Annotated in this window: 24 protein-coding genes; 3 read left to right on the forward strand and 21 right to left on the reverse strand. The window is 64.4% G+C overall.

The annotated features are described in order from the left end of the window. Positions 1-266 precede the first annotated feature (266 nt). From ACT89H_RS06570 to ACT89H_RS06580, 3 genes are all read right to left on the reverse strand, one after another. On the reverse strand, positions 267-908 hold the full coding sequence (locus ACT89H_RS06570) for a TetR/AcrR family transcriptional regulator (protein WP_445107604.1): 642 nt from the start codon (positions 906-908) through the stop codon (positions 267-269). A gap of 81 nt (positions 909-989) precedes the next feature. Next, positions 990-2,132, reverse strand: coding sequence for a thiolase C-terminal domain-containing protein (locus ACT89H_RS06575; RefSeq protein WP_445107605.1), 1,143 nt, complete (start codon positions 2,130-2,132; stop codon positions 990-992). Continuing rightward, entirely contained in the window at positions 2,129-2,524 is a 396-nt protein-coding gene (locus ACT89H_RS06580; protein ID WP_445107606.1) for a Zn-ribbon domain-containing OB-fold protein, read from the reverse strand. Before ACT89H_RS06580 ends, ACT89H_RS06575 begins: the two co-directional genes overlap by 4 nt. A 98-nt stretch (positions 2,525-2,622) precedes the next feature. Here ACT89H_RS06580 and ACT89H_RS06585 point away from each other — a divergent pair, with 98 nt between their 5' ends. Then, positions 2,623-3,492 carry a MaoC/PaaZ C-terminal domain-containing protein gene (locus ACT89H_RS06585; RefSeq protein ID WP_445107607.1) on the forward strand — a complete coding sequence of 290 codons (870 nt, stop codon included), beginning with the start codon at positions 2,623-2,625 and terminating at the stop codon, positions 3,490-3,492. Positions 3,493-3,633: 141 nt separating this feature from the next. On the opposite strand, the gene ACT89H_RS06590 is transcribed toward ACT89H_RS06585, so the two are convergent. Genes ACT89H_RS06590 through ACT89H_RS06600 form a run of 3 tightly spaced genes read right to left on the reverse strand, consistent with a single transcriptional unit; the run spans position 3,634 to position 6,563 of the window. Further along, entirely contained in the window at positions 3,634-3,834 is a 201-nt protein-coding gene (locus tag ACT89H_RS06590; RefSeq protein WP_445107608.1) for a ferredoxin, read from the reverse strand. Between the two features lie 17 nt (positions 3,835-3,851). Then, positions 3,852-5,093: a cytochrome P450 gene (locus ACT89H_RS06595; RefSeq protein ID WP_445107609.1), complete on the reverse strand. Its 1,242-nt coding sequence runs from the start codon at positions 5,091-5,093 to the stop codon at positions 3,852-3,854. A 45-nt stretch (positions 5,094-5,138) separates the two neighbouring features. After that, positions 5,139-6,563 (reverse strand): aldehyde dehydrogenase family protein, encoded by a 1,425-nt coding sequence (locus tag ACT89H_RS06600; RefSeq protein ID WP_445107610.1) that lies wholly within the window; start codon positions 6,561-6,563, stop codon positions 5,139-5,141. A 184-nt stretch (positions 6,564-6,747) separates the two neighbouring features. Between ACT89H_RS06600 and fdxA the strand changes: the two genes are divergently transcribed. Next, a complete protein-coding gene (gene fdxA / locus ACT89H_RS06605; protein ID WP_445107611.1) occupies positions 6,748-7,071 on the forward strand; it encodes a ferredoxin in 324 nt (107 codons plus the stop codon). A 58-nt stretch (positions 7,072-7,129) separates the two neighbouring features. Beyond that, positions 7,130-7,681: a dihydrofolate reductase family protein gene (locus ACT89H_RS06610; protein WP_445107612.1), complete on the forward strand. Its 552-nt coding sequence runs from the start codon at positions 7,130-7,132 to the stop codon at positions 7,679-7,681. Positions 7,682-7,774: 93 nt separating this feature from the next. Here the strand turns inward: ACT89H_RS06610 and ACT89H_RS06615 are convergent, their stop codons facing one another. The 15 genes from ACT89H_RS06615 to ACT89H_RS06685 all read right to left on the reverse strand — a co-directional run bounded on the left by ACT89H_RS06615 (position 7,775) and on the right by ACT89H_RS06685 (position 24,024). Further along, positions 7,775-8,734, reverse strand: coding sequence for a PDR/VanB family oxidoreductase (locus ACT89H_RS06615; protein WP_445107613.1), 960 nt, complete (start codon positions 8,732-8,734; stop codon positions 7,775-7,777). After that, positions 8,731-10,395, reverse strand: coding sequence for a long-chain-fatty-acid--CoA ligase (locus tag ACT89H_RS06620; protein ID WP_445107614.1), 1,665 nt, complete (start codon positions 10,393-10,395; stop codon positions 8,731-8,733). Before ACT89H_RS06620 ends, ACT89H_RS06615 begins: the two co-directional genes overlap by 4 nt. A 6-nt stretch (positions 10,396-10,401) precedes the next feature. Beyond that, a complete protein-coding gene (locus ACT89H_RS06625; protein WP_445107615.1) occupies positions 10,402-11,280 on the reverse strand; it encodes an alpha/beta fold hydrolase in 879 nt (292 codons plus the stop codon). A gap of 40 nt (positions 11,281-11,320) precedes the next feature. Then, positions 11,321-12,235, reverse strand: a complete 915-nt coding sequence (locus tag ACT89H_RS06630) for a catechol 2,3-dioxygenase (RefSeq protein ID WP_445107616.1) — start codon at positions 12,233-12,235, stop codon at positions 11,321-11,323. A 13-nt stretch (positions 12,236-12,248) separates the two neighbouring features. Continuing rightward, positions 12,249-12,623 (reverse strand): 2Fe-2S iron-sulfur cluster-binding protein, encoded by a 375-nt coding sequence (locus tag ACT89H_RS06635; RefSeq protein WP_445107617.1) that lies wholly within the window; start codon positions 12,621-12,623, stop codon positions 12,249-12,251. 155 nt (positions 12,624-12,778) lie between these two features. Next, positions 12,779-13,291 carry an aromatic-ring-hydroxylating dioxygenase subunit beta gene (locus ACT89H_RS06640; protein ID WP_445107618.1) on the reverse strand — a complete coding sequence of 171 codons (513 nt, stop codon included), beginning with the start codon at positions 13,289-13,291 and terminating at the stop codon, positions 12,779-12,781. A gap of 2 nt (positions 13,292-13,293) precedes the next feature. Then, positions 13,294-14,469: an aromatic ring-hydroxylating oxygenase subunit alpha gene (locus ACT89H_RS06645; protein ID WP_445107619.1), complete on the reverse strand. Its 1,176-nt coding sequence runs from the start codon at positions 14,467-14,469 to the stop codon at positions 13,294-13,296. A 252-nt stretch (positions 14,470-14,721) separates the two neighbouring features. Continuing rightward, positions 14,722-16,203 carry an FAD-dependent oxidoreductase gene (locus tag ACT89H_RS06650; protein WP_445107620.1) on the reverse strand — a complete coding sequence of 494 codons (1,482 nt, stop codon included), beginning with the start codon at positions 16,201-16,203 and terminating at the stop codon, positions 14,722-14,724. Continuing rightward, positions 16,200-16,460, reverse strand: coding sequence for a 4Fe-4S dicluster domain-containing protein (locus ACT89H_RS06655; protein ID WP_445107621.1), 261 nt, complete (start codon positions 16,458-16,460; stop codon positions 16,200-16,202). Before ACT89H_RS06655 ends, ACT89H_RS06650 begins: the two co-directional genes overlap by 4 nt. 3 nt (positions 16,461-16,463) lie before the next feature. Beyond that, the gene (locus tag ACT89H_RS06660; RefSeq protein ID WP_445107622.1) at positions 16,464-18,635 is read right to left on the reverse strand and encodes a molybdopterin-containing oxidoreductase family protein; all 2,172 of its coding nucleotides are present in this window, start codon (positions 18,633-18,635) and stop codon (positions 16,464-16,466) included. Further along, complete coding sequence (locus ACT89H_RS06665; protein ID WP_445107623.1) at positions 18,629-19,930, reverse strand: carboxylesterase family protein; 1,302 nt, start codon at positions 19,928-19,930, stop codon at positions 18,629-18,631. Before ACT89H_RS06665 ends, ACT89H_RS06660 begins: the two co-directional genes overlap by 7 nt. Before the next feature lie 66 nt (positions 19,931-19,996). Next, positions 19,997-20,980: an NmrA family NAD(P)-binding protein gene (locus tag ACT89H_RS06670; RefSeq protein WP_445107624.1), complete on the reverse strand. Its 984-nt coding sequence runs from the start codon at positions 20,978-20,980 to the stop codon at positions 19,997-19,999. Between the two features lie 66 nt (positions 20,981-21,046). After that, positions 21,047-22,249, reverse strand: a complete 1,203-nt coding sequence (locus ACT89H_RS06675) for an acyl-CoA dehydrogenase family protein (protein ID WP_445107625.1) — start codon at positions 22,247-22,249, stop codon at positions 21,047-21,049. Beyond that, positions 22,250-22,765, reverse strand: coding sequence for a quercetin 2,3-dioxygenase (locus ACT89H_RS06680; RefSeq protein WP_445107626.1), 516 nt, complete (start codon positions 22,763-22,765; stop codon positions 22,250-22,252). Between the two features lie 275 nt (positions 22,766-23,040). Next, on the reverse strand, positions 23,041-24,024 hold the full coding sequence (locus ACT89H_RS06685; RefSeq protein ID WP_445107627.1) for an AraC family transcriptional regulator: 984 nt from the start codon (positions 24,022-24,024) through the stop codon (positions 23,041-23,043). Positions 24,025-24,412: the final 388 nt, after the last annotated feature.

Genomic DNA, 24,412 nt, shown 5'->3' on the forward strand with positions numbered 1-24,412 from the left:
CAGGAGACGTGGGCTCGACCAGGGGTGCCGCGTCCGAATCCACACCTCGGCGCGTTCGTGGCCCGAGTAGTGGTCCCAGATCGGATGATCCGACTTCCGACCCGGCCGACGGACCCTCTTGCAGCGCCGCGAGCGACAGAATCACACGCTCGCGCACCACCTGAAGTCAGGACCACGTCCCGGACCGCACCGGCCGCCGCACGCAAGACAGCTTGTCCGTGACTTCCGGCGCGGCCAGTGGGGCCGCGGTTCTCGCTTCGCAGATGTCACCCGTCCTCATCCACCAGACGCAGGATGAGCCCGGTGAAGTAGTCCGCGATCTTTTCCGCAGTGGCGGCGTCATCGATCTGGACGATCTGGAGCGCGGCGGCATTGACCAGGCTGGTGACCGCGTGGGCACTCAAGTCGGGCAACGGCGGGTCGCCGATCCTGAGCCGACGAGCTCCGTGCATGAACCGCAAGACTGCCTCGCGCCTGACTTCCGAGAAGCCAGGGGGAACATCGTCGCCGAAAAGGAAGCGCGTGACCTCCCGCAATCTCCAGGTATCGATCAGGTGCGCCTTGGCGCCCGCCACATAGAGAGCGCCCGGGCGAGTCTCACCAGCGGCACGTGCCTGCTCCGTGGCTCGCGTCGACGCGGCAGCATTGCTGCTGAGCGCCTCACGGGCAAGTGCCATGAATACCTCGGCCTTGCCTCCGAACTGGTGATAGATGCTCCCGACACTCACCCCGGAGGCCTTGACCAACTCATTGATACTGGTCGCCTCATACCCCTTGATGCTGAACAGGACCCTGGCCGCGTCGAGTACCGCCTGCTTGGTGGCACTCGACTTGGGCCAGCGCCCGGACTTTGCGCGCACCGCTGCGGCCGCGGCAGGCAGCGGAAGCTCCAGATCCGGCTCTACCATCCCTACACTCCATTCGTCACGGGAGCATGCGGCACATGCATTCCAGAATTTAATTCTAGAAGCTGACGAGTACCGGGATTCCTAGGGGCGCCGACTGCCGAAGATGATCGAGCCCGCATTCTGGAACATGCCACCGACACCTTGGGCGAAACTGGTCTCGACCTCTGGCACCTGCGCGGCCGCCTCGCCGCGTACCTGTCGAATCGACTCTTGCAGAGCGAACATCCCGTACATACCAGTGTGGGTGTAGGACAGCCCGCCGCCATTCGTGTTCATCGGCAGGCTGCCACCGGGCGAGGTGTGGCCCTCGGCGACGAATGCTCCCGATTCGCCCCGCTCCACAAAACCCAAGTCCTCCAGTCCATACAGCGGAACATGCGCAAAAGCGTCGTACACCATCAGGTGATCGATATCTTTCGGCGACAACCCCGCCTCGGCGAACGCCATCGAGCTCGAATCCCGGAAGGCCCGGGAGCTCGTGAAATCGGCCATCTGCGACACGATCGTGTGCTCAGAACTCTCCCCGGTACCCAGAATGTACGCAGGTCTCGCGTGCAGATCGGCCGCACGCTCGGCCGAAGTGACCACGATGGCGCCACCGCCATCGGTTACCAAGCAGCACTCGAGCACGTGGAACGGATAGGCGATCACCTTCGAGGTGAGCACATCGTCGATGGTGATCGGATCCCGCTTCATTGCTCGCGGGTTCCGCATGGCCCACTTCCGCTGTGCGACGGCGACGGAAGCCAACTGCTCATGAGTGACACCTCTGTCCTTCATGAAGCGCAGCGCCGGAACGGTGAACATGGATGCGAACCCGGCAACACCGTAGGGCATCTCGAACTGGCCGAGGGCTCCGTTGGCCGGAAACTCGAACGGTTCCATCCCGACACGCGACCGCCCCGATTCACCGTGCGAGATCAGCACTGCCGTCGCCATGCCGGAAACGATCGCTGCGGCCGCATGCCGCAGATGGAGGAAGTATGAGCACCCGCCGACGCTGGTTGTGTCGACCCACCTGGTGCGAATGCCGAGATTGTGCGCGATTTCGGTAGCGAAGTTTCCGGTGCTTGCCACGCCGTCGATGTCGGCGACCGTCAGCCCGGCGTCAGTGATGGCACGCAGCGACGCGTCGAGATTGAGCTGGAGTACCGACTGATCCGGGACGACACCGATCCGCTCGGATTCCGCGGCGCCGACGACCGCGACCTCACCCGGCTTCATGCGCGCACCGTCGGCTCGAACACCGGCAACGCCATGCCGTCGCGCCGCTCGAAGGTGACGCGCAGCGGCATGTCGAGGACAAGGTTTTCCGGTGTGTTCTCGATCCCGACGATGTTCGTCATCATTCTAGGTCCTTCTTCCAACTCCACCACCGCAAGCGCATAAGGACCGCGGTCCTCGAAGCCCGGCGCCGGGCGCTGGACGATGTTGTAGGAGTAGAGCGTCGCATTGCCCGATGCCTTCACCCATTCCACGGCCCCGCCGGTGACGAACGGGGAGTACACGCGCGGATAAAAGAAGTGCCTGCCGGTGGTCACGCAACGCTGGATCCAGAGTTCACCGGCAGCGGCGCCATCCCAGTAGCGCTGCGTCTCCGGTGTCGGCTCGGGCAATGGAGGCTTCATGGATCTCCGCTTCCGCTGTGGTTTTAGAGTGATATTCTAGTACATGATACTAGACCGTTGACGGTGCGTCCGAGGAGAAGTCTTTGGTGAAAATCACGTCGGAGCTCGTAGGCACGAAGCTCGAGTCCGCAACCGCACGGTGGCACAGTCGCGACTGTGCCCTCTACGCGCTGGGTATCGGCGCAGGCCAACAAGACCCGCTAGCCGAGCTGGAATTCACCACGGACACCACGCCGTACCGGCAACAGGTGGTCTATCCCACCTTCGGCGTGCTCGCTGGAGCCGAGGTCGGCGTCGCGGGGTTGGTGAAGTTTCTCGACGACGCGGTCGACGTCCGGGCGATGTTGCACGGCGAGCAGAAATGCGAACAACTCCGCCCACTGCCGACAGCGGCGACTGTGCTGGTCACCGCGGAGATCTCGGCAGTGTGGGACAAGGGCAACGCAGCCGTGGTGGAGACGGTTTCGGAGGTCGCCGACGCCGCTAGCGGCGAGCCGTACACCCGCTCCACGCAATCCATGTTCTTCCGCGGCGCAGGCGGTTGGGGCGGGCAGCGCGGCCCGGCTCGCGTTCCCGCACCTGCGCCCGAACGCGAGCCGGATGAGGTGCTGACTGCGCAGACGCGGCCAGACCAAGCCCTCCTCTATAGATTGACCGGCGACAGCAACCCTTTGCATCTCGACCCGGTGGCTGCGAAACAGGCCGGCTTCCCACGACCGATCCTGCACGGCCTGTGCACCTACGGCATCGTCGGGCGCACGTTGCTCGCGGGATACGCCGATTCGGATCCGAGCCGCTTCATCTCGCTGGCTGCACGGCTCAGCGCGCCGACAATGCCGGGCGACACGCTGACAATCGACACCTGGCACCAGCGCGGCGGCGAGATCAGCTTCTCGGTCAAGCGCGACAACGGCGATGTGCTGCTGTCGCACGGCGTTTTCATTCTCCAGCAGTAGCCGCCGACCTCGGTCGACACTTGGCATAGGTACAGCAGGCCGGGTCGCGAACAGGTCTGCCCGCTCCGAACGGTAGGACGGGGCGGGCGGACCAGCTACTCGGATCGCGACGAGCCGGCTCCCATTCCGCCGCGACCTGCGCTAATCCGCGCTGATCTCGATCGCGGCCGACGGGCAGACGCGCGCCGCGCGGCGGACGGACTCATGGGACTCCGCCGGCGGGTGCGGCTCGAGAACGACCACGATGCCGTCGTCATCGTGTCCGAATACGTCGGGAGCGACTGCTGAGCACTGCCGAGAACACACACATCGGTCATCATCGGCTGTGACACGAAAAAGCATCGCTCACACTCCCTTCCTTATCGGGGTTCGAGGATCATCGGCATCGTTTTGATACCGTGGAAGAGATTGCTCGTGGTGAATGGCGTGTCACCGGTGATCTCGTAGTGGGGGTAACGGCGCAGAAACTCCTCGAAGATGATGCGCAACTCCAGGCGGGCGAGAGGGGCCCCGAGACAGAAGTGCGGCCCACCGCCACCGAATGCCATGTGCTCGTTCGGGAAGCGCCTGATCTTGAAGACGTCGGGTTCCTCGAAAACCTCCGGATCACGATTGGCCGCCGTGTAGAACATCACCACCCAGTCACCCTTCTTGATCTGCTTTCCACCGATTTCCGTATCCTGGGTAGCCGTGCGGCGGAAGTGGGTCACCACACTTCCCCAACGCAGCATCTCCTCGACCGCGGAGCGCATGAGCGAGTAGTCCGCAGCGAGGTCGGCACGCTGATCAGGGTTGTCGAACAAGGCTCGCGCACCCGCGCTGGTAGTGTTGCGCGTGGTGTCGTTGCCCGCGCCTACGAGGACGAAGAAGACCTCTCGTTGCTGTCGCCAGGTGAGCTTTTTGCCGTTCAACTCCGCTCCCATGATCCGGGATACGAGATCTTCTTTGGGGTTTTCCTCCCGATCCCGCTGCATACGTTCGAGATAATCGAACATCTCGGTCACGGCAGCCGAACCTTTGGCCGAAAACGCAGTGCAGGCTTCCAGGTCGATTTCCATATCGTCGAGGTCGGTGACGGCGTCGGTCCACTCGGCGAGTAGATGCTGGTCTTCCCGCGGGAATCCGAGCAAGTCGCCGATGATCTGGCCCGGAACGGCGGCGGACACCTCATGCACGAAGTCGATTTCTTCGTGCTTACGCGGGGCGAGCGCGTCGAGCAGGGCGGCGACTTGTTGCCGGATAACCGGTTCCGCCTGCATGACCATCTTGGCGGTGAACGCACTGCTGACTATCCCACGCATCCATGCATGCATGGGGTCGTCCATCCCCAGCATTGCGAAGGTGTCGTAGTCCGTGAATCCGGTTCCGAGTGTCAGTGTCATGTGGCCTTCCGCGGAGGAGAAGATCTCCGGATGGCGCGAGACGTGTGCGATATCTTTGTGTCTGGTCAATGCCCAGAACGGTTGCGTGTGAGTGATATTGCCGGGAGCGGGCGTGTGCCAGTGGACGGGATCGTTTTCCCGAAGCTGTCGCAAGACAGTATAGGGGTCGCCCATCCACAGCGCGATTTCGGTCAAGTCAACAGATTCGGTGGTGCTCATTTTATCGGTCCTTGCATTCCGTAGTCATCCGGCCGCCATTCGATGTCACGGCCAGCCGGCGCCGAGTGCGCGGGGCTGGTGAACAACGTGCACGTCGGTGAATTCGTGCAAACCCCAGACGCCGTTCTCCACACCGATTCCGCTCCATTTGACGCCGCCGAACGGAAGCGTGGGCGGCAGCACGATATGGTTGTTGATCCACGTGGTGCCCGCTTCGATCTGAGGAGCGAGCTCCAGGCCGCGTTGCGGATCGCCGGTCCAGATCGAGGACCCGAGCCCGAAGTGCGTGGCGTTGGCGCGTGCGATCACTTCGGGCACACTGTCGTAAGGCAATACGGGCAGCACGGGTCCGAATTGCTCCTCCGCGACGACAGCCATGTCATCGTTGACGTCGGTGAGGATGGTCGGTGCATAGAAGTAGCCCGGTCCATCGAGTACCGGACCGCCTGCCTCGACTGTGGCACCCGCGCTCATCGCGTCGGCCACCAGGCCGGCGACCCTTTCCCACTGCGGACGGTTGTTCAACGGCCCGTACTCCACGCCGGCTTCGAGCCCGTTACCGACCTTGGCAGCCCTGGCCTCATCGACCAAAGCGGCGACCACATCGCCGTACAGTTTCCGCGGCACATAGGTTCGCTTGACAGCCACACAGCTCTGGCCGGTGTTGCCCATCGCGCTGGCGAAAATGCCGGCCGCGACGGTCTGTGGGTCCGCGTCGTCGAGCACGATCGCCGGGTCGTTTCCACCGAGTTCGAGAGTCACCCGCTTGAAATCCTCAGCGGCAGCTAGGGCGACCTTGCGGCCAGTGACGGTCGAGCCCGTGAAACTGATCTTGCGAATCGCCCGGTGCGCGGTGAGCCCGGCGCCGAGCGGCTCCAGCCCCGACACGACGTTCAGCACGCCCGGCGGCAGAACATCGGCCAGTAGCTCACCGATCTTCAAGGTGGTCAGCGGGGTGAACGGCGACGGTTTGAGCACCAGGGTGTTACCCGCCCGCAGGGCAGGCGCGATCTTCCAGAACGCGAGCACCACTGGGAAGTTCCAGGGCGTAATAGCCGCGACGGGACCGAGCGGCTGACGAAGCAGCTTCACGTAGGCCCGCTCGTCGTCTTGAAGTACTTCGGCAGGGGTGTCGAGTGTGGCGTAATACCGCAACCAGTACGCGGAGACCGTCATCTCCACTGGCGACTGGGGCAGCGGCCTCCCCTGTTCCTGGGTCAGGACGCGGCCCAGATTCTCGGCTTCGGCCTCCAAGCGATCGGCGGCGCGGAGCATGGCCTCTCGACGAGCTCCCTCGTCGGTGCGCCAACTGGTGTAGGCCTTCTCGGCCGACGTAACCGCAAGGTCGAGCTGGGCGGCCGAGCAATCGGGAGCTTCCGCGAACGGTTCGCTGGTCGCCGGGTTGATCACCGCGAATCTTGAACTCCCAGCGACCTGTTCGCCACCAATCGTCATCGAAAAGTTGGGCATGTCTGCTCCCGGAGAAACTTGCTTACGAGGTCGGGCACTGATGGTTCGCCGTCCGGGCGTCAACCCGCCGGGCTGGACCGATTCTAGAGCATCATTCTAGTATGGATCTACGTTACGGATGAAGTTCCGCGAAGTTCTTTCGAGCACTCGACCGAACCCGCGGGGCGAGTAGGAGGATCGACCCATGGCGTACGTGATCGGTGCGGCGTGCATCGACGTGACCGACAAGTCCTGCATGGACGAGTGTCCGATGGACTGCATCTACGAAGGTGCCCGGAAGATGTACATCAATCCCAAGGAGTGCATCGACTGCGGCGCATGCCTACCGGCCTGCCCGGTCGAGGCGATCACTCTCGATCGCAAGACGCCCGAAGAGCTGAAAGAGTTCGTGGCCGACAACCTCCGGTTCTTCACCGAACCGCTCCCGGGCCGCGACATACCTCTGGGCGCCGCTCCCGGTGCGATCGGCCGGGTAGGGCTCGACACCGAGCTCGTCGGGCGCTATTGAGATGGCCCGGATGAGTCGTGTCCGATGAATTCTGCTCGTCCGGGCGGTCTACCCTGTCATGAGGAAACTGATCTACTCGTACGGCGTGTCCCTCGACGGCTACGTCAACGACCGTGACGGCAGCATCGATTGGACGAACCCGGACGAGGAGCTGCACCAGTTCCATAACGACCGCTACCGCGACATCGAAGTCTCGCTGCACGGCCGTCGCCTGTACGAGCTGATGGCCGAGTACTGGCCGCACGTGCCCGAGGACGCGCCGCGCATCGAGCGTGAGTTCGGCAGACTCTGGATGGACAAGCCGAAGTTCGTCTTCTCCCGGACGCTTACCGATGTCCACTGGAACAGCACGCTGATCAGCGAGAACGCGGTCGAGGAGGTCCGCGGGCTCAAGGCGGGCGGCGATGGCGTCATGGAGGTCGGTGGCGCGAGCCTCGCGGCCTCGCTGATGCCGCACGGGCTCATCGACGAGTACTGGCTGTTCCTGTATCCGGTCGCCGTCGGCGGCGGCACACCGCTCTTCCCAGTGCTGGACAAGCGAATCCAGCTCCGGCTGGTCCAGACGAAGCACTTCCGCGAGGTGGTGCTGCTGCGCTACGTGGCCGACTGACTGTGCGGGTGCCTGGGCTACCCGACGTGCACCGACCGCACCGGACCACACAAGTCGCGTGGGTCATCGAATCCTCGACCGAATCCACTGTCATCACAGGTCGAGGATCAGCCGGCGCGACCTCGCGCGACTGACACAGATCATCATGGTTTTGCCACTTTCGCGCTCGGCGTCGGTAAGAACGTCGTCCCGATGATCGGGTGTTCCCCCGAGCACCGTCACCTCGCACGTACCGCAATAGCCTTCCGTGCAGGAATACGGTGTGCCGGGCTGCGCATCGAGGACGGCGTCGAGCACCGTGCGATCGGCAGGTACCGTGAGCACCCGGCCGGAACGAGCCAGCTCGACCTCGAAATCCTGATTCGCGCAGGCCCGACCGGCACTGTCGGGTGCGGCTGCTGCGAACCGCTCGATATGCAGAGCACCCGCGGGGAGATGCGTGGCGCACAGCGACTGCACCACCCGCAGCATCGCTTCCGGGCCGCAGCAATACACAGCGGTGCCCGGAGGGCAGGCGCGGACCGCGGTGGCCAAGTCGGGCAATCCGCGTTCGTCCTGCGGGACGATGTCGACCAGACCGCCGAGCGCGGTCAGCTCGTCGATGAACGCCATGCTCGTCCGGGATCGGCCGCCGTAGATCATCGACCAGCGCTGCCCCTGCCGGGCCAGCCGGCAGGCTATCGTCAGCAGCGGAGTAACGCCGATCCCGCCTGCGATCAGCAGATAGTTCGGCGCGGCGGCCAGTGGGAAATGATTACGCGGGCCGACGACCTCGAGTTCGCGGCCCGCGAGCCCGGTGTCGTGCACCTCTATCGAGCCGCCGCGGCCATCGGCAACCCGGAGAACGGCGATGCGGTATCGCGTCCGGTCCGCGGGGTCCGAGCACAGCGAATACTGGCGGACCAGACCGGAGGGCAGATACAGATCGATATGTGCACCCGGCTCCCAGGCCGGCAGCTCGGCCCCTTCCGGGTGCCGCAGTTCGATCGACACCACGCCCGCTGCTTCGGATGCGACCGATGTCACCAGTAAAGACCGGCGCGCTGCGGTCATGCTGAACTTCCAGTCGCCAACCGCGGTGCGGCTTCTGGCGTTGTCCGGTCCGAATCGCCACGTTCGGCTCGCAGGCGATCGCGCAGCACCCGTTTGGCGAACTTGCCCGCGCCGGTCTTGGGGATCTCAGCGATGAATCGGAACTCATCGGGCAACCAGAACGCGGGGAACCGCGCACGCAGATACGCACGCAGCTGTTCCCCGCCGACCTGCGTCCCCGGGCGCAACGCGACGAAAGCGAGTGGGCGTTCGACCCACCGCTCATCCGGCACCGCCACCACCGCCGCCTCCACCACCGCGTCATGCCCCATCAGCGCGTTCTCCAGCGCCACGGAGCTGATCCACTCACCACCGGACTTGATCAGATCGTTCTTGCGATCCACCAGCGCGACGAAACCCTTGTCGTCCACCGTGGCCAGGTCACCGGAGACGTACCAGCCATCCCGGAACGCCGACTCGGTGCGCTCGTCGCGGTAGTACTCGTCGGCGATCCAGGGACCGCGCAGCTGGATCTCGCCGGCTCCCCCGCCCGGTGCGACCACCTCGCCCCCGTCGTCGACCAGCCGCATCCGCAGGCCGGGCAACAGCCTGCCCTGTGTCGAGCGAACAGCGAGTCGCTCGTCCTTCGGCAGGTCGTTCATAGACGCCGGCAGCCGGCAGATATGGGTGCACGGCGAGGCTTCGGTCATGCCGTATGCCTGGATGAAGAGGGTGCCGTACCTGGTCTCGAACTCCTCGGCCAGCGCCCGCGGAATCGCGGAACCTCCACACATGATGCGGTTCAATGCGGCGAAGTCGCGTTCGCGGGTGTGCTGGGCTTCCAGCACACCCGCCCACACTGTCGGAACGCCCGCGGCCACCGTCACGCCGTACGCTTCGATCAGGTCGGCGACGTTTGCCGATGTCGGACGCACACCGGGCAGCACAAGCCTCGCCCCGGTCATGACGGCCGAGTACGGTAAACCCCAGGCGTTCGCATGAAAGAACGGCGTCATCGGCAGAATGACATCGCTTTCGGAGATGGCCAGCGCGTCGGCGGTGCACATCGTCGTCGCGTGCAAGACCTGCGAACGGTGCGTGTAGACAACGCCCTTCGGCCGACCGGTTGTGGCCGACGTGTAGCAGAGACCCGCAGCCTGCCTTTCTTCCAAAGCCGGCCAACGATAGTCCGGAACGCCCGCTTCGAGCAGCGCGGCATAGGACAGCACCTCACGTCGCGTGATATTCGCACCCAGCGCGTCGGGGATGGGGCCGGTGACTACGATCTGCCGGACGCTGGCGACTCCTTCGAGCACTTCGTCGAGCAGGTCCAGGTGATCCGGGTCGACGATCACAACCCGATCCTCCGCGTGCCCGATGACATACCGGAGGTCTTCGATCGGAAGCCGGAAGTTCAACGTGTGCAGAACGAAACCACCCGAAGGCACGCCGAGATAGCACTCGAAGTGGGGGATGTTGTTCCACAGCATCGATGCGACGCGGTCACCTGGGCGCACCCCGATCCCGTGCAGGCCGGCCGCCAACCGGCGAGCGTTGGCGATCGATTCTCCATAGCTGGTGCGTATTTCACCGGATTCGGTTCGCTCGATGATCTCGGTACTCGAGAAAAGCTGTTCCGCCCGGCTGACATACAGCTCGATGGTCAGATCGACATCCATCATGGTGGGTCACTCCGTTTCGGAGAAGAACCGGGCGACTTCGCGACGGAATTTCTCGCCACGCTCCACCTGCGCCCAATGCCCGCACCGACCGAGAACCACCAGATCGGCGTTCGGCAACACCTCCACCAACCGCAGCGAGGTCGCGGCCAACGGGACCACCCGGTCGTGCACGCCGTGAATCAGCAGGGTGGGCGTGGCGATCCTCTCCAGGGTTGTGAACGGCAAGGCGGCCGCGTCGATATGCCGTTGCCTAGGAGCGGGGAACATATTCGCCCACCGCTCGGCAGCCACCGGTGCCCGGGACGCCTCGAACCGCGCCCGTACCAACTCGGGAGTGACGCGGGAGCGGTCGTAGGCCATCAATTCGAAGATGCCGCGCATATTCGCTTCGCTCGGCGTGTAGCCGTAGAGTTGGTCGACCTCACGGGTCACCGGGAACGACACTCCCGCGGTACCCATCAGCACCATGCGCTCGACGAGTTCGGGATATTCCGCGGCGATCCCGAGCGCGATACTGCCGCCCATCGAGTTGCCCACCAGCCGCGCCGGTCCGAGGTCGAGTGCGCGCAGGAACTGCGCGATGTGCTGCACCCGGTTGTCGTGGGTCAGTCCGACCTCGGGAAATTGCTCGGTCGTCCCGTAGCCCACGATGTCGGGCGCGATCAGGGTAAACCGTTGAGCGAGTTCGGAAGTCAGAGTCGACGCCCAGTTCGCGCGTCCGGTGGCGCCAGGGCCGGAGCCATGCAGCAGCACAATCGCCGGTCCGGACCCGGCCTGCAGGTAGTGCGTGCGATAGCCGTCGTGCTCGACAGTCGATTCGAGCGGCTCGGAGGCACTGTCGCGTGCTCGGTCGGCGACGACAGCGCGGTCAACTGTAGGGTTCATTACTTCGCTGCTTTCATAGATGGCTCGGTCACGGCGCGGCTCAGGTCTGCGCCGTCAAGAATTGCTCGGACATCCGGCGGTCGTGATAGAAGATCGCCCGAGCGATCTGGTCGGCCGTCCACGTGATGCACGGCATATCCGGCCCTGATCGGTAGCCGCCGGCGAACACTTCGTTGCGGTTTCCAGTGGGGTCGAAGAAATAGACGGTCTCGCCGCGCGTAATGCCGTGGCGGGTCGGCCCGATATCGATCGGCACGTCGTTCATCGAGAGCACGTCGGCCGCGTGCAGCACCGCGTTCCAACTCTCCACCTGGTATGCGATGTGGTGCAGCCGGCCGTCCTCACCCTTCTGGACCGCGATGTCGTGTGCCTGCTCACCGCAGCTCAGGAACGAGGCGATCGGGTCGGCATCGCCGGGATCGGCCACGATGCGCTCGGTGACATGGAATCCGCATACGTCGACCATGAACCGCTCCATGCCGGCGACATCCTCGGCGGAGAGCGCGAGGTGTGACAGCCGGGGAGCGCCGATTCCGGGCAACCCGGCGCGCGGCCAGGGGTCGGGGTTGAGCGTGCCGACCGCTGTCCCGACCGTCTCGATCTCGGAATAGAACTCGGCGACATGGCCGCTCGGCAGGGTGCACCGGAAACCGTCGCCGACCGCAGTGCGTTCACCGTCGGACAGGCGGCGCACCGTGGCGCCGAACCGGTGCGCCGCCTTTTCCACCTGGGCCAGCGAATCGTTGTCCCGGACCTTCCAGCCCATCGCCAGCAGTCCCCCGTCACCCTGCTCGAGCACCAGCGAGTGATGGTCCCACTCGTCCCAGCCTTTCAGATACAGCCGCTCCGGTGTCTCGGCGCTCTCGGCCAGACCGACCACACCGGTGTAATGGTTGTGGGCACTCGGCATGTCGGTCACGGCCAAATGCACGTAACCCAATCTCAGAACACTCATCGGCACTGCTCCTTTACAAAACTCCGGGTTTCTCGGACATAGCTGTGGCCTGCTCGCCATCCCCGTGGCAGAACTCGATCTCGACCACCGGAGTCGTGGGCAACGCGCGACACGCCAGCCCCAGCCGCTCCTCGGTCTCGGCGCGCCGGGACAAGGCCCGCTGGGTATGCGGCCCATGTCGCACAGCGCCGCGATGAATCCGGATCAGGCACACCCCGCAACCGCCGCGCCGGCAGGCGTGCGGAGCCGCCCAGCCCAACCGCAGCAAGGTGTCGAGTACGACCTCGTCGTGCCGTCGAACCAGGACCTTCCCCTCCTCGCCCACGTGCTCACCAGGTGCTGCGATGAGCACCCGCTGATCACGGGTCCAACAGCCGCGCGTGATCATCGCCGTACCTCGTTATCGGCGCTGCGAGCCTGCGGGGCCGGCGCCGACCGGATGCGCGGAATGCCGAATCCCGTCCGGATCGGGTGGCGTTCGATCCAGGTAGGACGCGTGGCAGCCGCGGTCGCGTCATTTCGAGCGGAGTTCACCGGCCCGCCTCAGAACGGATAGGTGACCGGGCGGGTCAGCAGATCGTTGTCGTGCACGGCGGTGCGGCGCCGGAAACGCCATCCGTCGAGATGGACCAGTTCGTCCCGGTAGGTGCCGGTCGCCTGGATCGCCACCCGGCCGTCGGGATCGGTGAGATACACCACGAACGCGGAGCGAACCTCGAGCCGGTGCGGACCCGCCGCTTCGATCTCTACGTTTCCGACTATCCGGCGGGTCCGGCCGGGCTCGATCGACCAGTACTTCTCGATGAACTCGGCCCGGTCGAGCATGCTCGCACGGTTGTCGTCGATGACCGACAGCGGCCAACTGTTCTCGAAGTTCTCCGCCGAGATGGCAACGTACCGCCCGTCCGGAGCGAACAGTTCGATCCAATCGCGATAGCGCCGTTCGTCCAACATTGCGCAAGCCTGGTGCAGCAGGTGCAGAACCTGTTCGCGCACCGCGACGTCCACGGCGACGTCCCCGCCTCGCGGGACCACGCTGTTCACTGTTTCGCTCACGGTCACCACCCCATCCGGGTGCGGTACGCGTCGTAGAAGCCTCGGACGGTGTACTCACCCTCCAAGTCGCCGCTCGGTGTGCCGAGGTCGCCGAGCGCCATGAAACTCGAGTCCACGCTGGACACACCTTGGGTCGCCTGCACCGCTCCGATTGCGACAACGTCGTCGCGGCCGGCGAATCCGGCGGGGCCGAAGAAGTTGCCATAGTCGCGAGCCCGTTTGGCGTGTCTTTCGGGCGACTCGCCTTTGTGTCCGAGCGAAACTGTGTGCAGTTCGACGCGGCCGGGGCCTTTCGGCACGATATGCCGGACGTTGAGCATGTCCCACTCTTCGAGTACCAAGGCGTTCGGGAAGATGCCCATCACCCTGTTCCAGCTGTCTCCAGCGGGCCGCTCATGACTCTGGAAAAGCGAGAAATCTCGCATCTGAAAGGTCTTGGTGGACAGATGTTCGCGCATCGCTTCGTCCGACAACGACACCATTTTCCACTTGAGCGCCCCATGACCGTTTTCGAAGACGAGATTCTCGCCGACGGGGTTGACGCCCACGGCCATCGCAAAGTTGTGCAAAAGCGCCGCGTGGTAGGCATCTTGCGTGTTTTCGAAGAAGAGCTTCCAGTTACCCTGCACCTCGAACCGGTGGTAGCCGAGAATTTCCACATCGCCGTCGCGCAGAACGTCCGCGAGGTGCGGTCCCGCATCCGCGAGGTACGCCGCGAGTGGTTCGACATCTGCGCCGAAGGTCGCCCAGACCATGCCGGAGAAGGTCTCGACCCGAGCCGCCCGCAGCCCGCCTCGCTCCTTGTGCTGCCCTTCGGTGTAGTTCTTCCGCAACGGAACGCCGAGCAGCCGACCGTCGTCACCGAAGGCCCACTGATGATAGATACAGGTGAAAGTCGAACAGTTCCCACGCTGATCCAGCGCGACCAGGGCGCCGCGGTGGGTGCACACATTTTCCAGCACTCGCACCGATCCGTCCCTGGATCGGGTCATGATCACCGGCAGATCGCCCATCCAGGATCGCCGGAAGTCACCGGCCTCGGGGATCTCAGCCTCCAGCCCGACGTAGGTCCAGCCGTCGCGAAACAGCCGCCGCATCTCCAGCCGATAGATCTCGTCGTCGGCGAACACTCGCCGATCGACCTCCGTTCGAGTTATTTTCGGGGTCACGTGCACCATACGAGTCCTCCTTTCCGATATCCGGGCTCGTCACCCGAGGGAAACCGCCTGCGTTGTCGAATCGAAAATATGTGCTCATCAGTGGTGATCAGTAATTCGAACTGCGGGACTAGCGGATCGAATCCCGCCGCTCGAGTAATGCCGAACGGCACGTCGGAATTGCATCATCTCCGGTCGGCCACTTCGGAATACGAGCGTATCGTCTGAAATACGGAAAATCTATCCGAATAGCGTTGATATTATCCAATGGTGCTATGTCTTCGACGCTTCCGCCTGCGTGTCGATCAGCCCCGGGCACGCGTCGTCTCGGCGACTCCGGCAAGAATTCGGAAGCAAATACCGCGCAGCGGCCTCGAGTTGTCCGGGGATATCCGTGATCTTATGCCGAGGACGTCCCAGGGCTCGGCCCGCTCGGCGCTCGTGGTCGTCGATACGCAGCCACCCGCGCTGGTCTATCATCTGCGGGCGTCGCTTTGCCACAATACTTTTCACCGCTGCCGCTGCCAAGGTGCCGTCGCGTGGCAGTACGCCGGCCGCGGCGTCGGCCAGCAACGCCCGGACGGTGTCGCGCGCGCATTTCTTATTGGTCCCGATGATTCCGCGCGGGCCTCTCTTGATCCAGCCGGTCACGTAGGTCCCTGGTACGGGTCGCTCGTGATCGACGACGCGACCGTCGACGTTCGGGATGACGCCGCGCAACTCGTCGAACGGCACACCGCGCAGCGGGGTGCCGGAATAACCGATCGCCTTGATGACCAAACCCGTGCTGAGGATCTCACTCACCCCGGAGGGGCGCGCGCACGGAGAGCCGGAATCGTCGCGCTCGAGGTGATTGCGCGACACCAGCAGTCCGGTCACCTTGTCTGTTCCGAGTATCTGTACCGGAGAGGTCAGGAACCGCAACACGATTGCGCGCCGCTGCCCTGTGACCGGCCGCTGCTCGTATCGTCGCAGAGTGGACATTTTGCGTCGCGTCGACGCGTCCCGGTCGAACGGATCGCGGTCGCCGCCGGACGGCGAATCGCCCTCGACCACGATGTCGACACCGGGCAGCTCACCGAGCTCCTCCAGTTCGGCGTTGGTGAACGCGCCGTGCACGCGACCGCGCCGCCCGAGCAGCACGACCTCGCGAACTCGGCCGGCGCGCAACACCTCCAGCGCGTATGGTGCGATATCGGTACGTTCCAGCTCTCCGATCGGCATGGTCAGGATCCGGGCGACATCCAGGGCGACATTGCCGTTTCCGACGACGACGACGCGCTCATGGGACAGGTCGACCTCGACATCACGGTAGTCCGGGTGACCGTTGTACCAGGCGACGAAGACCCGGGCGGCGAGAGATCCCGACAGCTCCTCGCCGGCGATTCCCATCGATATGTCACCGGCCGCGCCGATCGCATAGATCACTGCGTCATACCACTGCGACAGCTCCTCAGCGGCGATGTGGTTGCCGACTTCGACATTTCCGAAGTACCGGAAGCCCGGGCGCGCGGCCGTCGCGTCGAACACGGTCTGGATGAGCTTCTTCTGCGGATGGTCGGGTGCTACGCCATACCGGACGAGTCCCCCCGGCGTGGGCAGCCGATCGAACATGTCCACCTCGATCGGGTGGTGGCTCGAGCGCCGGAGCCCGCCGTCGAGATAAGTACCCGCCGGACCTTCGAGCAGGTGCCCGGCAGCGTACATACCGGCCGGTCCGGCTCCCACGACCGCGACCCGCAGGGGCGCCGTCATGTCCGCGCCTGGAAGTATTCGGCGTTGACGTGTTCGTATGCCGCCCACTTCCGCGGCAGCCCAGACGCCTCGTATACCGCATTCACCGGGCAGGCGGTCACGCACGCTTCGCAGTCGATGCACGCGCGCGGGTCGATGTAGAGCTGCTCGGTACGCATGAACTCCGGGTCATCCGGTCGCGGCCGGATGCACTGGACCGGACACACCTCCAGGCAGGAGTAGTCAGCGACGCACGGTGCGGCAATCACATACGCCATCGATCAAACCTCTTTCTCGACATCAGTTTCCACCCGCTCGACTCGGATGCGTACTCCGTTGAGGTGCGCCACACCGGACAGGGGATCGACATCCGACGGTGCGGTGGTCATCAGATCGTTGACGCTGACACCGCCTTCGCGGTTGGCGGTGCTCCAGCGCCCAGTGCCGTCATGGCCCCAGCCGTGCGGCACGGCGACGACACCTCGGTGGATGTCCTCGGTGATCAGCACCGGCAACTCGATCGCCGCATACCTCGACACGAGGCGCACGCGCCCGGTGTTCACCACACCGAGTTCCTCGGCGTCGCGGGGATGCATGCGCGCGGCATGGGCCGGACGCCCGGCGCGCAATTGCGTGGCATTGTGCATCCAGGAATTCTCCGAGCCCAATTCACGCATCCCGATCAGGAAGAACGGAAATTCCGGGTCGCCGCTGCGCCGCTCCAATCGGTCGATTTCGGCCCAGATCCCGGGATGATCGAAATGCACCTTGCGGTCGCGGTGGCGGATCACCTTCCGTCGCCGCCCGGCGACGGATTCCTCGGCGAACAGTATTCCGTGCGGATTGCGCTTCACCAGTTTGTCGAAGGTGAGTCCCCCTGGCCGCAAGCCGAAGAGGTCACCGCCGCGGCCGACCCGGATCATCGCGTTCAGCATTGTCTGTGGCGTGAGCGGCCTGCCGACGACATCCGCGGCCTTCGCCGCCGCACGCAGCGCCCGGGAGGGCAGCGCCCGGGTGCCGAGACCACGCGCGAGCTGGTCGATGATCTCCCATTCCGCGCGCGCCTCACCGGCAGGGGCCACCAGCGCCTCGGTCGCCTGGACGAATGGCTTCGGATAGTACGGCTGGACGAACACCATGACGTCCTCCCGTTCGTACATCGCGGTCGCCGGCAGCACGTAGTGCGCGTGCGCGCTGGTTTCGGTGATGTACAAGTCGAGCGATACGACCAGGTCGAGTTCGTCCAACGCGGCACCGAGGTGCCGGCCACCCGGGGTGGACACGACCGGATTCCCGGCACCGATGAACATGGCGCGGATTTGGCCACGTCCCGGTGTACGGATTTCCGCGACCATGTTGGCGGCCGGCTCCATACCGGAGACCTCGGGCAGGTTTCCGATCCGGCTACGGCGGGTGTTGTACGTGGATGCCGTTACCTCCCGCATCGGGAGCACCGCGTCGCCGAAGATCGCGCCGCCGCTGCTGTCGAGATTGCCTGCGACGAGATTCACCGCGTCCATCAGGCAATTGACGAGCGTCGCGCTGGTGCCCAGGCAGGTGCCGGTGCGGCCGTACAGAACCGCCCTGGTGCCCGCGATACGCCGGGTGAGGTCACGCACCACCCCGGCCGGGATACTGGTCCGCGCCTCGGTAGCTTCGGGTGCGAAGCGTGCCGCCGCCGCGCGGAGTTCACGGTGACCGGTGCATGCCGCCAGGGCCTTCGCATCGAACAGCTCCTCGCCGAACAAGACGTGGAGCATCGACAGGAGCAACCACGCGTCGGCGTCCGGGGTGATCGGCGTCCACTCGAACAGCCGCGCGGTCTCGGTCCGGCGCGGGTCGATCACGATGACCCGCCCCCCTCGATTCTCGACCGCGCGCAGCTTGTCGGCGAACCGGGGAATGGAGGCCAGGCTCCCGTGCGACACCACGGGGTTGGCGCCCAAGATGACGACGGTCTCGGCGGCTTCGAGATCCGGGAGCGGAACCACCATCTGATGCCCGTAGAGCAGGTGGCTTGCGACGGATCGACTGTGCGTGTCCTGCGAAGCGGCGCAGTACCAATGCGAAATTCCGAGCGCACGTACTATGCCGAACGTCCAGAGTAGATGACTGTAATTCAGTCCGCCGGGGTTCCCGGTGTACCAGCCGAGGCTCTCCGCACCGTATTTCTCCCGGATGCCGCGCACTCGCCCGATGATGTCATGCATGGCTTCGTCCCAGGACACTCGCTGGAAAGAGCCGTCCGGCTGCCGCCGCATCGGGTACAGCACCCGGTCCGGGTCGTTCTGCACACTCGCGTAGGCGATGCCCTTGGGACACGCGAAACCCGAGCTGAGGGGGTGATCATCGTCCGGTCGTAGGGTCAGCAATTTGCCTTTCTCGACTGTGCCGACCAGGCCGCACGCGGGCTCACATATACGACAGAACGTCACCTTTTCCTGCGTCACCATTTCACCCCGTGGTGTACGAAATCAGCCACCGCGCGGCGAATTTTTCCGCCCTCTGCTTCGAAAAGATGGTCGTCGATCCCGTCGAGCAGGAGGGCGCCGGCCCAGGCCGCGCGGTTCCCGAAGAGAAATGGGGTGTCCAGGCCGTGGCAGCTTCCGAGACCGTCCAGCGGGCTCGGCACCGAGAACTCACGCAATTCGGCTCGGATGCCGCGCCCGCGGGATTCGGCGACCAGCGCTTTCGCGTGATCCGCGAAGAGCGAGTCGGTCGTGTGCGCGATGAGTTCCGCATACGGAGTGTCGTGGGTTCTGCTCCGCGGGTACCCGAGCCGGCGCAGCTGCTCATCGGTGATAGCCCGCTCGCGGGAGTTGAAGAAGTATGCCCCCGTCTCGTCATGGGTGAAGGTGACCAGCAGGTCCGCCACGTGTATCGCTCGCGCGATCCGGGCCGGATCGTCCAGCCAGTCCGGGACGCGCGCGTCCGCCGTCGGCATCAGACAGGTAGGAGCGACCGATCCGAACTCGACGTGCTTCTTCATCACCTGCTGGTGACTCAGCAGCAGTCTCTCGATCGGCGCGGTTCCGGGGTCTTCACCCCGTAAATTCTCGATGACCTCGTCGCTGAGGGATGCGGTACGACTCCAGCTGGAGGCCGCAATTCCGGGGTTGCTCATGAGCAACAGCCGTGAAATCAGGCTCCGAGACTCTGGCAGCACCGCCAGAATTTGCGTATAAAAGGCACCCGCCGATTGACCCGCTACGGTCAGAGTTTCGGGATCACCGCCGAAAATCGCGATGTTCTCGCGCACCCAGGTCACTGCTTGGAGCAGGTCGTCGACCGCACGATTCGTATCCGCACCGGGCGGCCCGATCATCAGATCGGCCAGTGGTCCGAGTCGATAGTTCACGGTCACCACAACCATGTCACCCTCGCGGGCGAGCCGGTGGCCGGAATACCACGATATGACGCCGCCGCCGGAGACGAAGCCGCCACCGTGCACGAAGAACAATACCGGCCGATTCGACGCGCCGGACGGTGCCCAAATGTTGAGCAGAAAGGCGTCTTCCTCTTGTGGGTGTTCGCGCCAGGCAGCGCCCAAGAGAGTGTCGAGCCGGCTCGGAAGCTGCGGAAAAACGGCTGGAAAGTCGCGAAGATCCTGTGCGGAATCGCGGCCCGCCGGCGCGACCGGATCGAAACGGTGCCCGTTCGCCAGTTTTCCGTAGCGGATTCCGCGGAAAGCCGTAACCTCCGCGGTAGTGCGGCCGACGACGGTACCGGTGGTGGTATTCAATATCATGGAAAATTCTCTTCTGTGCCGAGGTGGTCACCGGCAGACCGCGTGGCGAACCAGGCCCTGCCGGCCTTATACGCCCTGCGCCAGCGGTGAGCTCTCCGGGAGGAAGAGGTGCCTGCGCTCCTCGAAGAATTCGCGTAGCGTGCGCGGTTCGCGACCCAGCAAGTAGCGCAGTTCGTCGGTCACGATGAACAGCGGTTCCTCCTTCTGCTCGTTCTCCGAGAAGGCGAGGAACCAGTCGATTACGCCGGGGCCGTAGTGTGCGGTGAAGAGGTCCCCGAGTTCGGACTTGAATTTGTGCGGATCATCCTCGTAGGCGATCTCGACACCGAGAATGTCGGTCATGATGCCGGCGATCTCGGAGAACTTGATCCGCTGGGTACCGGTGATGTGGCGCATGTACCCGTCGTGCTCGCGGTTGTGCGGCCGAAGCAGCAGTTGCGCCGCCGCCTCGCCCACATCACGGGTATCGACAAACAACGAGCTCCGGTCATAGGGAGCCGCGAGCACTCTGCGGTTGAGCACCGGTGGCAGCCACACCGTGAGGAAATCGTCCATGAAGTTGGCGAAGCAGTTCAAGAAGGTCACCGGCAGTCCCGACGCGTTCAGGACGGCTCGGGCCTGCTGGTACTGCAACGACGGTCCCGGCGTGTCCCGCAGAGCGGTGCGCAGCTCGTTGACGTTGTTGACGCCGATCGTCACGCCGACGAGCTTGACCAGGTGCGGCTGCGTTCCCGCCGCGTACGCGGCGGCGCTGATATTGATCATCGCCTGGCGCTCGTCGATCCTGAAGTCCGGTGTGATGAGAAATGCCGCGTCGACACCATCGAATGCCGCGACCAGGCCGGCCACGTCGGTATAGCTCGCCTGCACAACTTCCGCCGACGGAAAGCCGGCCCTCAGTTCAGCGGCCTTCTCGGCGGAACTCGTGGCGAGCCGCAGCGCGGGCGCATCCGGGGCGGCCGCGATCGCAGCCGCCGCCGGGCCACCGACATGTCCACTGGCGCCGAACACAAGAATTCGTTCGGGTGCGGGTCGAATTTCTTGTTTCATCAAATCTACCTGCCATTCGGCGATATTTTTATTTATCAGTTTGATCGGCCCATTTTCAACCGGGGCCTACACCAGTGGGGCGATTATTTCTTTACTGCCGACCAGCGCTTTACCGTATATTTCGAAGCCCAGCATCGGGGTGAGCATGCCGTGACTCGTGGCGGTGTTGACGTCACGCCACATCCGCTGCAAGGGGTTGGCTTCGCCGAAGGACGCCGTCCCGTGCGCGCTCAGCAGGATCTGCATCGCTTCACGTAGCTGCCGGCAGGCGAACCCGATCGCCGCCCGAAAGCGGGTGTGGTCGGTGTATTCCAGCGCCGCTCGCCCGGTGGCGGCGTCATCGAGATCGCGGGCCAGTTGCGCGGCGAACAGCCGCGCGGTGTCGATCTTCAACGCTGCTTCGGCGACCTGTACCTGAAATCCGGTGGACGCGCTCTGCGACGCGAACGTGCTGTAGGCGATGCCACGCTTGTCGGCCAACTTCAGCACATATTCCAGCGCACCCTGGGCCACGCCGATCGGAGAACCCGCCAGTCCGAGCCCGAGGCTGGGACCGATCGGGGTGCGGTAAAGCGCCTCGTCCCGGTATTCGGTGGCATAGTCACCGGCCAGAGCCTTGGTGATGGACAGGACGCGGTGGTCCGGTACGAGGTGATCATCGAGCACCAAGGTATTGCTCGCGGTCCCGCGCATCCCGACGACGTTCCACGTCGGCTCGACAGTGCCGGCGGCAACGGGGACCAGAGCGAATCCGATTTCCGGCGCGGCCGGATCCTCCACGATCGGCATCATCAGCAGCGCCCATCCGGCCTGTTCGACACCGGACAGGAAACCCCACCGTCCCGAAATACGGTAGCCCCCTTCGACTCGAGTCACCGCGGACGCCATGGTTTGCGAAGCGCACACTCCGATATCGGGGTTGCTCTCCCAGACCTCGCGCTGCGCCCGCTCGCCGAACATGCCCACCAACAGCGCGGTGCCACTGATGTTCTGGGTCACCCAGGCGGTGGAGCCGCACCCTCGCCCCAACGTCGCGCTGATCGCGAGCAGCGTCTGAAGCTTCTGCTGTTCCCCACCGAGCCGTTTGGGGACACACACCCGCAGCAAGCCGGCATCGACCACTTGCTCGAAGATCGCTGGGGAGATATGGCCGCTGCGGTCGACCTCCTCCGCATGCTCGGCCAGGGTCGGCACCAACGCCTCCGCGGCACTGATCAGCCGTAAGGCGTCGTCATCCAATCCGACGTGCAGTCCATTCACAGTATTCACCTACTCCGTCAGATCGGACGGGCGCGTACCGGGAGCGCCGAGAAACCGCACTCCGTACTTCGTCGCCACCGCACCCAGCTCGGCCAACACCTCCGGAGTGAGTTCCAGCGGATCAGGCAGCCGACGCTCCGTCGCAGGCGCCGAAATCTCGCGCACATACCCTTCGAACCCGGCCGGTGAAGTGATCCCGAGCCACCGGGCCTGCGCATCGGAACTCACCCGATAACAGTGCGGGACATTGCGGGGCATCAGCGCGTAATCCCCCACCTGGAGAACCCGCTTCTGATCACCGACCCATACCGTCATCTCACCTTCGATGATCAAGAATGCCTCGTCCTCATCGGTGTGCAAATGCAGCGGCACCTCGTCACCGGGCGGACCGATCAGCTCGAAAATCGCATACGCACCACCGGTCTGCTCTCCCCCGGCGATGATGTCGACCAAATTTTTGCCGAACCACACGGTATCCCGCTCACTGGCGGTAACCAAGACGACCGCGTCCTGTTTTTCATCCATCGGAAGCTCCCTTACGCCGACTGAGCGTCTGTACAGCTCTTCTGTCCTCGGGAGGCCAACGTACCCAACCGATCTCTGGTTGCAATATCCGTATAGCGGCACGATTGTCCATCCGTCCGAATAACGTGCGGATTGTCCACCGCCGGCATTTTCTGGATAGCTCGGCCGCATTTCGGCTACTCGACTGATCGGCGCAATGCTATGGTCCAGTTGTTCCTAAATTCACCGCAGGCCCACCCGCAGCGGTTACAGACACCACCGGCCGGGCGGCTCTCCTATCGCCGCAATGTCTGCGATGGCGACTCGCCGAATCGGCGGCGGTACTCCACCGAGAATCTCCCGAGATGCATGAAGCCCCAGGCCAAAGCGATATCGGTGACGTTGGCGCCGGACGCCGGGTCCGCGTCTGTCAGCGCCTCCCTGGCCCGATTGAGGCGTATTTCGCGGAGGTAGGCCATCGGCGAACAGCCGAGGAGGTCGTGAAATCCCTTTTGCAGAGCCCGGACCGTCACGCCGGCGTCGGTGGCCAGTTCCTCGATCGTGAACGGCAACTCGGGAGAGGCCTCGATGCGTTCCACGACACGCCGCACCGGTCGCGGAGCGGCAGGCACTTGTTCGGCTTGCAGAGCCGCGCTGTAGTTGTGGCGCTGCGCGAGCAGGAGTCCGGTGAGGATGACGCTCTCGATCTGCGCGGACAACAATGGGTGCTCGAGCAGGCCCCCGGTCCGCTGCGTCTCGGCGAGCAACAGATCCAGCGATGCGCGCCAACTTCGGCTCCGGCTCGTCCGCAGGTCCATCTCGAGGTCGAAGGTGACCGGTTCGAGCACCGGTCGGCCGATGAGCGACTGGAGATGCCGCTGCAGATGATCCGCCTCCACGCGAACGGCGACCTGCGCGCAGTCGGGCGCCAGCTTCATCGAGAAACCACGTCGAGGGTCGGGCAGCGAAGCCAGGTCGGGTGTCGACACCGCCTTCTCGCGACCCGACACGACCAGCGCGGACCCCCGCAAAGGCAATTGAAGGATGTGGAACGGCGGCTCCGGCGGATCTGCTTCGATCCGGACGGCGGCGCCGTACTCGATCCGCAACACAGTGAGTTTGTTGATGTTGATCGCGCTGAAGCTCGCATCCAGGGCCGCCGGCTCGACCAAGCCGACACGATGGTCGGTCAAGAAGGTCGACACTGCCGTCCGGACAATGTCGAGATCATCGGTGTGCACGAGATGTTGCTGTGGGATCGATGCTCCAGCGAGGTTCACTGCTTCCTTCTCTCCGCGAGAGGCCGGCCGCAGTGGCTACCCCGCGTCGATTATTTCCAATTCTTCAGAACCCCGTCGTGGGTGGCGATGCGGTGCACAGCGACAGCTTCCTCGTCCGGCGCATCATGACAGAAAATGATCGATCCACCGAGCGGGGCCGCCACCGATCCGAATGCGCGGCCTCGTCGTGCTGCGCCGCGGCCGCATTTGCATGATCTTTCATGGATTTCTCCTGTTGCCGGGAAGCAAGGTTACGCGCTGATCGAGATTTGCACTATCCGCTGAGCGACATGATTGTCCATGATGCGTGAGCTCCGCCCCGCCGTCAGCGGCGATGATGCGCGAATGTCTTTGCCTTGAAATGCCTTTGCCTTGACCCTGCCACCCG

Source organism: Nocardia aegles, assembly GCF_052545135.1.